The 13,042-nt window shown below is 38.5% G+C and carries 24 protein-coding genes; all 24 read right to left on the reverse strand.

Annotation, left to right across the window (positions count from 1 at the left end):
* Positions 1–7: 7 nt before the first annotated feature.
* Positions 8–1,303 carry a phage major capsid protein gene (locus MKY83_RS13275; protein WP_217012938.1) on the reverse strand — a complete coding sequence of 432 codons (1,296 nt, stop codon included), beginning with the start codon at positions 1,301–1,303 and terminating at the stop codon, positions 8–10.
* Between the two features lie 39 nt (positions 1,304–1,342).
* On the reverse strand, positions 1,343–1,966 hold the full coding sequence (locus MKY83_RS13280) for an HK97 family phage prohead protease (protein ID WP_217012937.1): 624 nt from the start codon (positions 1,964–1,966) through the stop codon (positions 1,343–1,345).
* Positions 1,929–3,209, reverse strand: coding sequence for a phage portal protein (locus MKY83_RS13285; protein WP_217012936.1), 1,281 nt, complete (start codon positions 3,207–3,209; stop codon positions 1,929–1,931). Before MKY83_RS13285 ends, MKY83_RS13280 begins: the two co-directional genes overlap by 38 nt.
* Positions 3,210–3,392: 183 nt before the next feature.
* Positions 3,393–5,084 (reverse strand): terminase TerL endonuclease subunit, encoded by a 1,692-nt coding sequence (locus tag MKY83_RS13290; RefSeq protein ID WP_065098429.1) that lies wholly within the window; start codon positions 5,082–5,084, stop codon positions 3,393–3,395.
* A gap of 14 nt (positions 5,085–5,098) precedes the next feature.
* Positions 5,099–5,614 (reverse strand): phage terminase small subunit P27 family, encoded by a 516-nt coding sequence (locus MKY83_RS13295; RefSeq protein ID WP_003216465.1) that lies wholly within the window; start codon positions 5,612–5,614, stop codon positions 5,099–5,101.
* A 227-nt stretch (positions 5,615–5,841) separates the two neighbouring features.
* Positions 5,842–6,207 (reverse strand): HNH endonuclease, encoded by a 366-nt coding sequence (locus tag MKY83_RS13300; RefSeq protein WP_342488684.1) that lies wholly within the window; start codon positions 6,205–6,207, stop codon positions 5,842–5,844.
* On the reverse strand, positions 6,197–6,553 hold the full coding sequence (locus tag MKY83_RS13305) for a hypothetical protein (protein ID WP_073206790.1): 357 nt from the start codon (positions 6,551–6,553) through the stop codon (positions 6,197–6,199). Before MKY83_RS13305 ends, MKY83_RS13300 begins: the two co-directional genes overlap by 11 nt.
* A 40-nt stretch (positions 6,554–6,593) precedes the next feature.
* Positions 6,594–6,908, reverse strand: a complete 315-nt coding sequence (locus tag MKY83_RS13310; protein ID WP_342487403.1) for a transglycosylase — start codon at positions 6,906–6,908, stop codon at positions 6,594–6,596.
* Entirely contained in the window at positions 6,905–7,240 is a 336-nt protein-coding gene (locus MKY83_RS13315; RefSeq protein ID WP_065098258.1) for a hypothetical protein, read from the reverse strand. The genes MKY83_RS13310 and MKY83_RS13315 overlap by 4 nt, the downstream gene beginning before the upstream one ends.
* Positions 7,237–7,539, reverse strand: a complete 303-nt coding sequence (locus tag MKY83_RS13320) for a hypothetical protein (protein WP_342487404.1) — start codon at positions 7,537–7,539, stop codon at positions 7,237–7,239. The genes MKY83_RS13315 and MKY83_RS13320 overlap by 4 nt, the downstream gene beginning before the upstream one ends.
* Before the next feature lie 30 nt (positions 7,540–7,569).
* Positions 7,570–8,316 (reverse strand): hypothetical protein, encoded by a 747-nt coding sequence (locus MKY83_RS13325; RefSeq protein ID WP_342487405.1) that lies wholly within the window; start codon positions 8,314–8,316, stop codon positions 7,570–7,572.
* Between the two features lie 49 nt (positions 8,317–8,365).
* Positions 8,366–8,533 (reverse strand): hypothetical protein, encoded by a 168-nt coding sequence (locus MKY83_RS13330; RefSeq protein ID WP_217012931.1) that lies wholly within the window; start codon positions 8,531–8,533, stop codon positions 8,366–8,368.
* Between the two features lie 114 nt (positions 8,534–8,647).
* On the reverse strand, positions 8,648–8,956 hold the full coding sequence (locus tag MKY83_RS13335; RefSeq protein ID WP_217012930.1) for a hypothetical protein: 309 nt from the start codon (positions 8,954–8,956) through the stop codon (positions 8,648–8,650).
* 30 nt (positions 8,957–8,986) lie between these two features.
* Positions 8,987–9,352, reverse strand: coding sequence for a hypothetical protein (locus MKY83_RS13340; RefSeq protein ID WP_342487406.1), 366 nt, complete (start codon positions 9,350–9,352; stop codon positions 8,987–8,989).
* Positions 9,353–9,382: 30 nt separating this feature from the next.
* A complete protein-coding gene (locus MKY83_RS13345; protein WP_342487407.1) occupies positions 9,383–9,796 on the reverse strand; it encodes a DUF2513 domain-containing protein in 414 nt (137 codons plus the stop codon).
* A gap of 120 nt (positions 9,797–9,916) precedes the next feature.
* Positions 9,917–10,240 carry a hypothetical protein gene (locus MKY83_RS13350; protein ID WP_342487408.1) on the reverse strand — a complete coding sequence of 108 codons (324 nt, stop codon included), beginning with the start codon at positions 10,238–10,240 and terminating at the stop codon, positions 9,917–9,919.
* 152 nt (positions 10,241–10,392) lie between these two features.
* Positions 10,393–10,935: a site-specific integrase gene (locus tag MKY83_RS13355; RefSeq protein WP_342487409.1), complete on the reverse strand. Its 543-nt coding sequence runs from the start codon at positions 10,933–10,935 to the stop codon at positions 10,393–10,395.
* On the reverse strand, positions 10,932–11,378 hold the full coding sequence (locus tag MKY83_RS13360; RefSeq protein WP_340961281.1) for an ArpU family phage packaging/lysis transcriptional regulator: 447 nt from the start codon (positions 11,376–11,378) through the stop codon (positions 10,932–10,934). The genes MKY83_RS13355 and MKY83_RS13360 overlap by 4 nt, the downstream gene beginning before the upstream one ends.
* A 13-nt stretch (positions 11,379–11,391) precedes the next feature.
* A complete protein-coding gene (locus MKY83_RS13365; protein WP_260857579.1) occupies positions 11,392–11,514 on the reverse strand; it encodes a hypothetical protein in 123 nt (40 codons plus the stop codon).
* Positions 11,515–11,619: 105 nt separating this feature from the next.
* A complete protein-coding gene (locus MKY83_RS13370; RefSeq protein WP_144521589.1) occupies positions 11,620–11,832 on the reverse strand; it encodes a hypothetical protein in 213 nt (70 codons plus the stop codon).
* Between the two features lie 37 nt (positions 11,833–11,869).
* Positions 11,870–12,046, reverse strand: coding sequence for a hypothetical protein (locus MKY83_RS13375; RefSeq protein ID WP_217012873.1), 177 nt, complete (start codon positions 12,044–12,046; stop codon positions 11,870–11,872).
* A gap of 19 nt (positions 12,047–12,065) precedes the next feature.
* On the reverse strand, positions 12,066–12,410 hold the full coding sequence (locus MKY83_RS13380; protein WP_217012872.1) for a hypothetical protein: 345 nt from the start codon (positions 12,408–12,410) through the stop codon (positions 12,066–12,068).
* 11 nt (positions 12,411–12,421) lie between these two features.
* Entirely contained in the window at positions 12,422–12,847 is a 426-nt protein-coding gene (locus tag MKY83_RS13385) for a hypothetical protein (RefSeq protein ID WP_342487410.1), read from the reverse strand.
* Complete coding sequence (locus MKY83_RS13390; protein ID WP_144520689.1) at positions 12,844–13,041, reverse strand: hypothetical protein; 198 nt, start codon at positions 13,039–13,041, stop codon at positions 12,844–12,846. The genes MKY83_RS13385 and MKY83_RS13390 overlap by 4 nt, the downstream gene beginning before the upstream one ends.
* Position 13,042 lies beyond the last annotated feature (1 nt).

Below are 13,042 nucleotides of genomic sequence, written 5' to 3' on the forward strand. Positions count from 1 at the left end.
TCAATTTTTATTTTCCAGCGTCTACGGACTTATCTTCAGAAGGTGTTTCAACTACTGCTTCCTCACCTACAACTAAATCAGTAACAATTACTGCGGCTTCGGGATCAACTACTTTTCCGTCAAATCGTTCAATACCTCTGAAATATGTTTGATCTGTTAGAAATGCATCTGAGCCGATGTCAGTTGATTTGATCTCGAATTTTTGACGATCAAACATAAAGTATGCATTTTTAAAATCACCGAATAGAATATGAGTTTTTTGTTTATCGTCTGTGACAATCTCGTCATACACTTCAACGGGTCTACCGAATAAAAGGAAGCTATCCTCATTGCGTGGGTCCTCGGCTAAAATCCCACGGCCATTTTTATCTTCAATGTTTGCTAACGTTTCAAATGCCTCTGTATTCATCACCCATTTTGCATTTTTTCGATAGCCTCTTTTGATTTGGTTTTTAACTTTTCTCAAAAACTTAATTGTAATTAGAGAAGGAGCTTTGAGAGATTTATATTTTTTACTTGTTATAATCCCCTCTACATTGTTTTCTCCGCCTTTTCCATAGAAGACTTCATCATTTTCAGTTACAGTTGCAGATTCAGAGAGCCATTCTACAATCTCCCTCACAAAATTAATGAAAGAATCATTCAATAATTCGTTTGGGATAGGCAAAAAGCCAGCAAATTTTTTGACGTTGTATGTGATTTGGTCGAACTCCATATTTTTGAGTTCTTTGATCGCTTCTTTTTCAGCAATGTTATATAACTTTCCTGCAGCACCCTTTCTTACTGGATAGCTACCTGCTGGTGCCGTCTTTGGTACAACCCGTACCAAGTTACGAACAGAATTTAATTCTTGAATAGACTTAATAATCTGTTTCGAAATATCATCCGGTACTGTGTATCCGCCATCCTTATCACTGCTAGATGAAAGCTGTCTATTTTCTTTTAAAACTTCCTGCAGCATTTTTCTTTCTTCGTTACCTAATTCATCATCACGACCAGTCAAGACCTTGAACCATGCATTTCTATATTCTTGCGTTCCTGTTAAGCTGCGTTCTTCGTCAGAAGAATCAGATTCAGGATCTCTTTTATGTTCCGGGACATAATGTCGGTCTTCAATTTCTGGTGCATCGAGTTCTCTTTCCTCAGACATCATTTCAATTCTTTTTTGCAGTGCCTTTGCATCATCAAGCATAGAGCGTGCTTCTTCATCTTTTCCTTCACTTATTAAATTCCTAGCTTCTTGCTTTTTCTGTGTGAACTGCTGGCGCAATTGACGTTCCTCTTTACTCATCATTACTGGCATAGATTTTCCTCCTTGATTTTGAGCATAAAAAAAGACCCACTATATAGTCAGGTCTAGTAAGTCTAGTTCCAGCTCAATCCTCTTATTTGATGTGTTTTTTTGTCTTTTTAAAACTTCTACTTTTTCTAGACTTCTTTCTCCTACAACAGCTTCCGTGTCGCTGTATGCAGGAGTTGTGACAAGTGAAATATCAAAAATGCGATTGATTCGATTGATTCGGCGCTCATATAACTTTTCTTCTTCATTTCTTGTCCATTCATCAGGTTCTTCATCACCTGAATGATCAAGGGAAAACGAAAAAGAACATTGATTGATTACGCCTGCTCTCAAATTCTTCATCAAATCTTGTCCGTAAGTGGTGTCTGTTGGCTCAAATCTAAATTTCAGCCCTATTGCATCAACAGTTAATTGAAGACTACCAGCGCCCGTTGAAACAGTGTTTCTTGCTAATGGATAATCAATTTTATGATTAAATAAAGCAATTACATTGGACATATCTGCTTCGTCCAACGCTCCACGGCTTATGATTTCCTTAAACCACCCAAGACGCTCAGACCATTTTTCAAATTTAAGAGCATAACCCTCTACATATTCACTTTTGTTTTCATCATCAAGTGACCTAACTTCAATTTCCGTCGTTAGCTGTCTGATTTCCTTCGGCATTATTCGGATCACCTCCTTTATGGCCAGCTTTAGCCATCTGATATTGATCTAACATATCTAGGAAAGTGTAGTTAAGTGAAACAAGGTGTCTGTCACCATCAGGGATAGCATTCTTCGATTCAAGAGCACGAATTTCATTTATATTCATAGCTCCTATTCGTTCCATAATTTCATAGAATTCAGCTCTTGATTTTGAATCACCACGCAATTCACTATTTACGTTAAATTGCACATACAACCCTTGTCCGATTTCATTATCAGTAAACAGCTTCGTATTAATTTCTTGTTCAAAAGAAACGATCCACGGCTGTAAAGTGTTCTTCACATATTCAATGGATTGATGTTCGATATTACTAAATGTAGCGCGGTCCAATTCGTTTATCTTATGAAGAGGGACCTTGAATATGGAAGCGATTTGAGCCTTATTGAATTTCATAGACTCTACAAATTCTGCATCTTTTAGAGGCATTGAAATAGATTGATAATCAAGACCAGCATCAACAATCGCAATACTTTCACCCGCATTTACTCTCTGCCATTCTTTTCTTGCAACCTCTTTTGCCTCTGGTTGTAACAGGGTCGGGATTTTCAAAATACCTCTTGGTGTTGCATCATTTTTGTATAATTTTGCATTAAACTTTGTTGCAGCAGATTGAGCACCAATATGTTCCCTTGCCACTTGAATTGGACTGAGGCCTACTATTCCATCTTCCGTCATTCCTTTAAAGTGCAGAACTTCTTCCGCATGTAATTCAGCTCGTTTGTTATTAATGATTGTTTCGTACCACAATATACCTGTGTTTGGATCGAGATACGGATTTGTATTCGCTGGATTAAGAGGGATTAATGTTTTGATATCACCTGTTTTATCTGAAAGAATCAAAGAATATGCGTTTCCCCACGTACAAACATGCGTCATCATTACTTTTTTCCAAGTAAAAGCTGTCATATATTGATTGGGCTTTAAATAGAGCAATTTAAAAACAGGATGGTCACGCACTCCTGAAATATTCTCTCCCAGCCTCCGAAACATATGGACAGATAATTTTGCTATATCATCCGACAAAACATTGATACAAGAAAAAACGTCAGGATGTTTTAATGAAGTCGATTCACTCACTTTCTCTCCACTTGCTGTTTTACCACCACCGAAAATATCAAACACCCATTGCGGGATCTGTGACATCCCCCAACCACTGTCTGAATCTGCTGATCTTTTAGAGAACATACCTTCTAATAACAATTAATCACCTCCTTCGGCTCATTAAAATTGCTGTAAATATAAAAAAACCACCTGTCACTAAAAGACCGATGATTTCATGTATTTTATAAGCTGCTATTGTAATAAAGATTGCCCCAGCAAAAAATACTAGGTCATTTAAGATTGAGAATAGAAAAATCATTATTTTTTTTATGGTATTTTTCATTAGAATGAAAAGCCCCCTGACAAAATATACTCATTCAAATCTAAATGATCATCATTTTGACTAGCTCTCACATGAGCGTTTATGAGTGCGGCTGCTGGGTCAATACGTTGCGACGATTTTGATTTATCAAGCATGATATTCTCCTGCGCGTCAATCTTTGTGACGGCATTCCCCATCGCCCACGTTAATAGATCATTGTTGTCATGGATTAATTTTCGCGCTTTAGCTTTCTCACGTAAATCCTTGGTCGGCTCGGATAAGGTTTGCACCCCTTGCCTGATCTCAATCATGACATATCCATCAGATTCCATCTGCTGCGCAAACTGCGTTGCGTTATATGGATCATATCCAATCTCTTTAATTTTCCACCCTTTATCCTTTTCCATTTTCTTGATGTACGCACGAATATAGTCATAGTCAACGACAGCACCATCAGTAAGAGTTAGCCAACCTTTTTTGACCCACAAATCATACGGTACCTTGTCAGTTTTCATCCTTTCATGAAACGTATCTTCTGGCATAAAGCCATGAGCTGTAACATAATACATCCCATTTTCGAGTGGAAATTCAAAACTGGCCGCTGTTAAATCAATACGTTTTGATAGGTCAATCCCTGCATAACATTCCTTACCTTTTAAATCTGGTAGACCTTCACTCAACCCGCAATCAGACCATGCTTGCATATCCATATATCCGTTTGATCGCATGTTCACCCAAATATCCATATTTTTGGTGAGGAAATCACGCATCTTTTCCGGTACATTCAAAGCCATTTCCAAACGCCGTCTTAAATAATTTATGCCAAACTCGTGTTTTGCAAGTATCGGATTTGCTTTTTCCCATTTACTCTCGTCTTTAATATCATCATCTGCATCTAACTCATTAATCATTGCAAAGTAATGGTCATTCTTCTCTACCATATTTGGATCTAAAAGACGAGAAGCAAAATTGTACTCGACACGGTAAGCAGGATTATTCAATTCAGGTCCAGCAGTTGTGATAATTACCATTAAAGGTTGTGATCTTGCTCCCATACCCGATTCAATAACATCATATATTTCTGATGTTGGGTGAGCATGATATTCATCAATAATTCCACATTGGGGATTAAATCCATCTCCTGTTTTCCCGGCATCTTTTGCAAGTGGTGTGATAATTGATTTTGTTTTAATATGTTCAATTGTCCCATATGCTACCTTATATTTTTTTGATGGTTTATTGAGAAGATCGCTACCCTCAATTTGAGCATTTATTTCTTTCCAGCAAATCTTGGCCTGCTCTTTTTTGGTGGCACCTATATACACTTCCGACATACTTTCTCCAAGCGCCATTGCTTCATAAGACCCAACAGTTGCTAAACTTTGAGTCTTTGCATTTTTACGGCCAACTTGCCAATATACAGTTGTAAAACGGCGAGTGTCAGTATCTTTGTGGACCCATCCGTAGACATTGCCAAAAATAAAAATCTGAATAGGATCAGGATCAATATTCTCGCCTGCTAATGGCCCTTTGGTATGTTTAAATTGAGTCATCCAAAAAAGAAATCTGCGTGCTTTTTCTTCATCGAATACATACGGAAACTCTTCTGTTCCTTCTCGTTCAACATCATTCAAAAAACGTTGACAAGCCCAAATGTGTTTTTGGCAAGCTACAATTTCCCCTTGTAGAACATCATTTGAGTAATCAATCATAAACTGCTTAATTGTCACACGTTATCAAACTCCTTCTCAGCAGCCGTCTTTTCCCGAATCTCCTGCGTTTTGGTGATCGCTAGTTTTGCGCGGGCTGATGGAGTAAGACCAAAATCATTTGCAGCTGACTTCATTTGATCAAAGAAGTTCTTTTGTCTTTTCAATAATGGGTGTTCTTCTCCAATCAATTCAATTGGATTTCCGTCCTCATCAAATCCATCTTTATGAACCATGAGTCCATCTTCCTCTATCACCTTGGTAATAGAAATATATTGAGAATAGGCATTACAATAGGCGGCCAACATGCTGATGTCTGCCTCCGTTATAATGTCCACTTCCTTTAATAGCTCGGCAATCCGTTTAAATTCCTTTTTTGCAACCTTATCTAACCAGGATGGAGGTTTGATATTGTTTGATCGCATTTTCATTTTCTGTTCTTGCTCAGCACGCATTTCCAATTCGTTAGTATTTTTCTTGTTTGGGTTACCTTGTATCAATTGAAGCGTTGCGGATTTTGCAGGTCTCGGCATATTTTTCACCTCATTCCGTTTCAAATTTTTGAAATTCATGCTTGTTTTTGAGCATAATCATGCTATGATCGAATTAACAACAAAACCAGTCATACCAAGCCCTCTCGGTATTTTCACCGAGGGGGTTTTTCGTGTTTTTGGAAACTTTGAAAAGCGGTGTTTGTTTGCAGACGACGGCTCACCGATCATCACGAAGCCGTTTCCTAGGGATTTAATGCCGGGGGGTACTATGACCCTCGCTTGCCATGAACCTTGTTGTGACAGCTATTACACATGCTTTCGAGGTTATTTAAATCTAATCGTTTGTTCCAATCCTGCTTTAGCTCCACTATGTGATGAACCATCACAGCAGGAACGACACGATCTTGTTTTAAACAGCTTTGACAAAGGTAATTGTCTCGCAATAGAACAAGTTGTCTTGTCTGTTTCCATTCTCTTGATTTATAAAAACTTGTTGATTGTTTATCTCGAACATGTTTGTTGTAATACTTCGCTTCCTGCTGCCTACCATCAGCATGAGCATGACAATAACCATCCCTTGTTAACTCTCTGCACCCTCGCACCTTACACTCCCTCAATGGTTTAGGTGGCATTGGATTCACCAGCTTTCCTCTCATCTATCATCGCAAACAAAACAAAGGCATGAAGGTGCCCTACTTTCTGTACAGCATAAAACTCCCTGTACTGCCTTTGATATGATGCTAGATAGGATCGTGCTGCTTCATAGGACAGAGTCTGGCTGACATGTAGTAAGCTGTCTATAGCTTGCCTGTCCCTCACACCGTAAGAACCAAGCATGCCTAACCCCCTGATGATCTCCCCATCTGCCCATATGCATCCCCTTTTATTAAGGGCTTTAAGACCGTTATACAATTGGTCTGTCCTTATTGCGTGTCCAATTGCTGTGTTAATGATTAGTTCCCTGAGTGAGTTGTCCACGTTGTGTCCCTCCCCAAAATAAAAAGCACCCCGAAGGATGCTATGAATTATTCAATCTTTGTTTCGCTTCATCAATTAGAGGAAGCATAAGACGTTTGACACTTTCATGTAGCTGCGTATACTTTTCAAAACGTCGTTGTGCGCTTCTATGTGTCGTTGCTTGTTCATAAAAACTGCGCGCCTTTCTCAATTCTCGTAATTTCTGACGGATGACTTTATTTGTAGCAGAAACAACATTCGAGTTTCCACAATGAGGACAGGAGAAGAATTGAATTACAATTCCTTTCGCTTCTTTTATCTCTCTCACTTCCACAGCATAATATGTTTGGCATTTCTCGCACATAACATCATTCATTTCATATTACCTTTTTGGAGAGGGAGTCCAAAGGTTCCAAAAATTTCAGCCATTGTTGCTTGTTCAATCCCCGTATCAATTTTACGTTCTTCGTAAGGAACATATTTTCCATCTACCGTCATTTCCCCAACTTTTTTCATTTGTTGTTCAAAACTCGCCGCAATCCCCTTTTCATCTAATAGGGCTGACTTGTCTATTTCAATAACCTCAAAACCAAGCCCTCCATCAATAATCAACATCCCTCTTTTTAAATCTTGACTTACTTCTTCTCTAATCTCTTCCTTAGCATCCTTAGTAAGCCCGTAATCCGTTTTAATAACTAAAATTTTCATTTGATTTCCTCCTCATTGATATGAATTACTTCAATAGCATTTTCCTTCAACCATTGAAATTCATAGCAGTTGATTATTGGATTTCGATAATAGCCCGGCAGTAAAATTAAAATTGTTTCGCTAGGATTCACTCCGTCTAGCATTGCTGCATCCCTAGAAACATAGCGCGGGTATTTATATTGTGGAAATTTCTTTTTTAAATTTCGCCACAGTGCTCTTGCATGCGTTGTAGTTTTCCCTACGATGAAAGTCCTTGTGCGTTGTTTTGAACAACCTTTTAAGATTAAGAGTTCTACCACAGATAACTCCTCCATATAAAAAGCACCGCCCTAATGGACAGTGCTATCATTCACATTTTTCCAAGGACGAAGGTAAATGCCTCGTTCTTTATCCCAAACTAGATCATCTTTTGTCGGCAGCTCATCCATTGCTTCTCCGCGTTTATACTCAATCCTTTTTTCAATTGGTCTCTTGCCCTTTTCTCCAGCTGTTCGCAAATTAACATAAGCCGATCCATATTTATCTAGGCCACCAGTTTTCCAATTGATGTCTACATCAATCAATCCTTTTAAAGTCTCACCATTGTGAACCACTTCAGGAACTGAATGTATATCTTTCAATGTGATTTGTAGCAAAGGAGGTTCCAAAACAGTTGTTGCTTGTTCGATGCCGTGTTCAGTTCTTTTTTTTCGTTCTTCATACGGAACATATTCCCCATCTACCACGGACCACCTTGGGTCAACAAAGAACCCAGATACCGTAACGCCCTTATCTCTTAATATAGTGATAGTTGTCTCCTGTACGCCTTCTTCAACTAACACAGTGTCTAAAAGAAGTAAACTTTTAGTAGCGGTTTCCCCGAAAATCAGTACATTTGGATACTCTTTTTTATAACTATTAACCATTAAATCTTTGACGACAATCGGTATCTTTTTAATTGCGGCTAGTTCCACGAGCGCTTGTGTCTTGCCGATTCGCCTTGTCCTAGCAGTAGTAACGATCAAAGTCTTTTTAGATAATGCCTCATTCAGTTGATCAAAGATACTTTTGTAAGTTAAGTCTAAAAACATTTTCAACACTCTCCTCTTAATAAAAGCACCCATCCAATGGAAGGGCGCCTCACATTTATTTCTTCACTTGGTGCTTGATAAGGTTGTTGTACTCTTCAAACCACTCAAGGGGAATTTCTGATCTTGCTGATATTCTTCGTTCAATAGCTGCTACAAGATCTTCTGCTCTACGTTCATCATGTATAAACTTAGGGATAACACCTAAAGGCGGTTCCGTTGCCATGCCATTACCTCCTGTAATTTATTACACATCATTTAGAAAGCATTCACCATCCATATAAAAAGCACCTATCCAATGGACAGGCGCTTCACATATATTCATTCAAATAGAACTCTTTTAAATAGCAATATATTTTAGATTAGCTTCTATATTCGCTAACGGTGGCAAACCTAGAACAGACCTTGCTTCGTTAATTGAGATATTTCCAGAATTAATATCATTCAAAAGCTGTTCAGCTTGCATTCGTTCATCATCAACCGTCGGGTTTCCGTTTGATTCCTTCATGGCAATGGTTTCTAATGCTTTTGCATAGGATGGAGAAATTCCAGTGATGCTTATAGCCTGCGCAACCCACTTTTTGACTGCAGCACTACCCCCTACACCTTTGTCTGTTGCCGCAGGGGTTGTTTTATTTTTGTCGCTCATACCGTTACCTCCTGTCTTTATTACGCAGATTCAATCAGCAAGACCATTCATCAGCATATCAATTATGCGCTCTTGCGCTTCTTTGAAAGACATATCCTCGGCATCATAGAATGTATACTCTGATTTAATCATATTGCCCTTGTGTTTAATTTCAGCATTCACAACGACATAAGGAACACGCTTAAACGGTATGAGTAAATCTGCTCCTCGATATAACTCCTCAACTTCTTCTTTCATGTGTCGCTCCATAGAGATTACAGTTACTTCTACCACAGCTAACACCTCCATATAAAAAGCGACCTCCACAATGGAAGCCGCTCTCAATTTATCACCTAATACCATCATAACCGCTCTCAGACAAAATGCTGTGCCAAGATCGTGCCAAAAGTGTGCCATTTTTACAATGCTAAAAAATAGATAGAAAGTTCATTTTAATCCTAATTTTTGTTTCACCCATTCCTTAGTCATATCTGCACCTACACTAGAAAGCACCATAAGAGGAATAGCACTAATTTGTTCACCAAATTTCTCTTTTAATTTTGCATATACAGTTTCATTCCTCAAACTATCTAAGAAATCATGACCTTTATGAGTCAAGCTTCTTGCGTACCAGCGGAAATAAGCAGGCTCTCTTTGAGCGTCTTTTCCTTCTATTAGGCCTGCCTGAGACAGCAACTTCACTTGGTAACTAACTTCTTCAAGAGTTTTCCCATCAACCTCAATAATTCGCCACTGCAAAGGGTTTGTATCTTCTTCTAAATAAAGTAATATTTTACGAATTAAATCCATGTCTCTTTTTATCGTAATCATCCCTTCTTCATCTGCATTATTTTCCGACAAAAAAGCGACCTCCACAAACGGAAGCCGCTCTTAAATTAATTACCTTTTGTGATAGCTTTAATCATTTCCCATACCCTCTTTCGTCTTTTATACAACCTTTACAATATCTTTATCGGTAGGTTAATTGACCCTTTTAAGTAAAATTTCTGGTTCTTCATTATAAGTTGGGCCATCCTGATTTTTTTCGAAGAGTTTTTTTAGGTCTTTAAATGTCATTTCGCTGACACGATCCAAAGGGACATTAAATACTACATGAATCAATTCGTTAACAAATTGATCAGTTGTTCCGACCTTTTCAGACAACAGAAAATCAGAATGAATACGACCATCGTCTTTCTTTCCCACAGAACGATTCACATATTCCTCATAACGTCTTCTAGTGTATTCAAGGATTTTTTGAGTTGGCTCTACATAATACTTTAACGTTATCCGCTTCACGGCCATAAAGCCCGCTCCTTCCCACTTTTAACTACACCTTAACATATAGCGTGTTGCACTCATGGTATCGCTGAAATCCTTGCCACATAAAGCTTTCTCTTAATTTCTTTAATGACTGCACTCCTTGATATTTTTTGGTGCAGATATATCTAAAAAAATTATATCTTAAACTTCATCATTGCGGAATCCATGTTGTCTTGGTTGATTCCGATGTATCTCATTGTGATATCTGGACTGGCATGATTGAATATTTCTTGCAGCATGGCTACATCCTTTGTCTGTCTGTAAAAATGGTAGCCGAAGGTCTTTCTTAATGTGTGCGTGCCTATTTCAGTGATGTTCACTTGTTCAGCGGCCGCTCTAAGAATGCGATATGCCACCGATCTATCTATCGCTTTATTTTCCCCTTGCCTGCTTTTGATCACGTATGAACCATCTTTAAGATCCTTAGCGTAAGCGATTAATTCATTTCTAACTGATGGCGGTATACGAATCCTCTTTTGCTTCTTTGTTTTTGTTTCTCTGAGGACCAGGTGTGTTTTCAACAAGTCTTCTTTTTTGATCTTGAGAATATCAGATATCCTTAAGCCGGTACTGATCCCCAATATGAACAATATATAATTCCTTCTGTTTTTCTTTTTTAGATAAGCCTTCATTTGCTCCACCTTTTCAAAGTCTCTTATCGGCTGAACAAAATTCATGACTTGTCCCCCTTGTACACTTCTTCTCTAAGCGCGAAGGCTAAACGGTAAAAGGCTTTATTTTTGAATCGGTAATAGTTCCGCTGGCTGAGACCCATGTCCACATAAATTTCGTAATCGAACATTTCTTCATCCTGCATATAGAGCATAACTAATATGCGCCGCTCTTTTTGCGTAAGACGATTAATACCCCTTTCGATTCGCTTCATATATTTTTCACGATCAATCTCCCAATCCATCTTTTTAAGAGCTGCTTCTTCGGTGGATGAGTGGAATTGGTTCGAAAAACTCGGTGGTGTAATCGTATAAGTTGTTGTGATCTTTGGAAGAAAGTCTTCTGGCGTTTGAAGCCTTAACATTTTATACTTTTCTAGCATTCTTTCCATCTTTGCTCTAGTTTTTTCCTCGTCGATTTGCGGAATGTCTAAACTTGTTTGATTCAAGATAATTCCCCCTTTATTTTCGGCGCATGGCCCCGCCTTTGGCTCTTTTTAACCGTTGCATGTTTTGCCCCATCAACTCTCTTAAATCTCTGTCAGTGAGCTTCTGCGTGTTCTTTTTCGGCTTTTCCTTCTTCATGGTTGCTCCTTTCCGACAAATAAAAAACGGACACCAACCAGCACCCTTAAAAGGTGTTGATCAGTGTCCGCAGGCTCTCCGTCTTGGACTTATTTAGTTGTTTGATTAATTAAATTCGATTCCGTATTCATCACCATGATCCTCAATGAATTCTTTCAAAAAATCATCTAATTTATCGTAAAAGAACGAATCATCTTCCGCGCCGTTTATGAATTTCTCTATGTCTTTTTCATTAAGCTTTAATTCCGATAGACCTTCTCCATTCTCTAACTGAAATTTAAAGAAATTCCTAAATGCTTGTCTTGGATCAATGTTCATGTTCATTCTCCTTTTTGGCTCGTGCCGCTTTTTATAGTCATTCGAAAACTTTCGACCTTGCATATCTCAATAATTCGTAATCCTTTGCGCTGATATTCACATTTGCTTCACCACAGTGAGCACAATAGATGTTTCCCGGATGATTAAGCTCGTCAATATATGTCCATTCATCACAATCTTCACAGTAGTAGCTGTGCAAGTCTTCTGCTTTCATTCCGCTACCTCCTATTAGGTTAAAATATGTTTGCCCTCATTTTTGATAATTCTCTATTTTCCTTGTTAATTTGGTCAATCATACATGCCGCTTCTTCCTCGGTTACATATTCATTTTCAACTTGGAACCAAAACTTTTCGTCGGAATAATTATTCTTGTATTTATGAAATGTGATTTTTCTACGTTTGCTTACCTCGAATGTGGCGCCGAATACCCTACACATCCCATGCAATACACCTTTTGATACATACACGTCTGGATGTTCGTCTCTTCCAATAGGAACGGAATTATAGAGAGATCGAAGGAGATTTCCAGCCTCTTCTTCTAGCAATTCCTGCTGTTCAGATTCGTTTAAGTATTTCACTTCGCCACCACCTATCGGATATTAAATTTAACTGATTCAAAAGTTCCAATGTATTTTGTAATTGCTGAATTGGCGTAACAATCAAGCTGGATCACGTATGTTCCTTTACCGGTACGCTTGCGAATTTCTTTTACACTAAACGACTTTAGAGGCGTTGACGCTTTGAAGCTGCCTCTTTGCACTAGATTAGTATCTGTTAAGCCGCCACCGCTTCGCTTTTTGTAAACGCCAGCAGTGTAATAAAGCGTGCTCGATCCCTTCTTTTCAGCTCTCCAATCGACCGTTTTTGCTCCTGCATAGTAATTGGTGTCATCCGTAAAGACTCTCGCTTGGTGCCCGTATCCTTCCGTTTGCCAGTTTGACCAAGCAGCTTGAGCAGACGGCGCATAAAGCACCGCCGCAATAATAATAGTTAGTGTGATTAGTAGTTTTTTCATTTGAAAACCTCCCCATGAAATGTATTTCGCTTTTTGACTTCAAAAATAATAGGTAAATCATCACCAAAATGTGTGCAGTTCCCAAATTGAGCAATCAATGCTTCTTCCATCTCGCTTTCTGTTGGATAGTGGTCCCATTCGCCACAATCTATCGTTTCTAAAACTTCTAAAGTAAAAACTGATTTTAATTTCATC

This window comes from Bacillus sp. FSL M8-0266 (genome assembly GCF_038613425.1).
Classification (GTDB): Bacteria; Bacillota; Bacilli; order Bacillales; family Bacillaceae; genus Bacillus; species Bacillus pumilus.

Coding starts and splice junctions, on each gene's coding strand:
- MKY83_RS13275 (WP_217012938.1), bottom strand. CDS start 1,303: ATGCCAGTAATGATGAGTAAAGAGGAACGTCAATTGCGCCAGCAGTTC.
- MKY83_RS13280 (WP_217012937.1), bottom strand. CDS start 1,966: ATGCCGAAGGAAATCAGACAGCTAACGACGGAAATTGAAGTTAGGTCA.
- MKY83_RS13290 (WP_065098429.1), bottom strand. CDS start 5,084: ATGATTGATTACTCAAATGATGTTCTACAAGGGGAAATTGTAGCTTGC.
- MKY83_RS13295 (WP_003216465.1), bottom strand. CDS start 5,614: ATGCCGAGACCTGCAAAATCCGCAACGCTTCAATTGATACAAGGTAAC.
- MKY83_RS13300 (WP_342488684.1), bottom strand. CDS start 6,207: ATGCCACCTAAACCATTGAGGGAGTGTAAGGTGCGAGGGTGCAGAGAG.
- MKY83_RS13310 (WP_342487403.1), bottom strand. CDS start 6,908: ATGAATGATGTTATGTGCGAGAAATGCCAAACATATTATGCTGTGGAA.
- MKY83_RS13315 (WP_065098258.1), bottom strand. CDS start 7,240: ATGAAAATTTTAGTTATTAAAACGGATTACGGGCTTACTAAGGATGCT.
- MKY83_RS13330 (WP_217012931.1), bottom strand. CDS start 8,533: ATGGCAACGGAACCGCCTTTAGGTGTTATCCCTAAGTTTATACATGAT.
- MKY83_RS13335 (WP_217012930.1), bottom strand. CDS start 8,956: ATGAGCGACAAAAATAAAACAACCCCTGCGGCAACAGACAAAGGTGTA.
- MKY83_RS13340 (WP_342487406.1), bottom strand. CDS start 9,352: ATGGCACACTTTTGGCACGATCTTGGCACAGCATTTTGTCTGAGAGCG.
- MKY83_RS13350 (WP_342487408.1), bottom strand. CDS start 10,240: ATGGCCGTGAAGCGGATAACGTTAAAGTATTATGTAGAGCCAACTCAA.
- MKY83_RS13355 (WP_342487409.1), bottom strand. CDS start 10,935: ATGAATTTTGTTCAGCCGATAAGAGACTTTGAAAAGGTGGAGCAAATG.
- MKY83_RS13365 (WP_260857579.1), bottom strand. CDS start 11,514: ATGAAGAAGGAAAAGCCGAAAAAGAACACGCAGAAGCTCACTGACAGA.
- MKY83_RS13370 (WP_144521589.1), bottom strand. CDS start 11,832: ATGAACATTGATCCAAGACAAGCATTTAGGAATTTCTTTAAATTTCAG.
- MKY83_RS13375 (WP_217012873.1), bottom strand. CDS start 12,046: ATGAAAGCAGAAGACTTGCACAGCTACTACTGTGAAGATTGTGATGAA.
- MKY83_RS13385 (WP_342487410.1), bottom strand. CDS start 12,847: ATGAAAAAACTACTAATCACACTAACTATTATTATTGCGGCGGTGCTT.
- MKY83_RS13390 (WP_144520689.1), bottom strand. CDS start 13,041: ATGAAATTAAAATCAGTTTTTACTTTAGAAGTTTTAGAAACGATAGAT.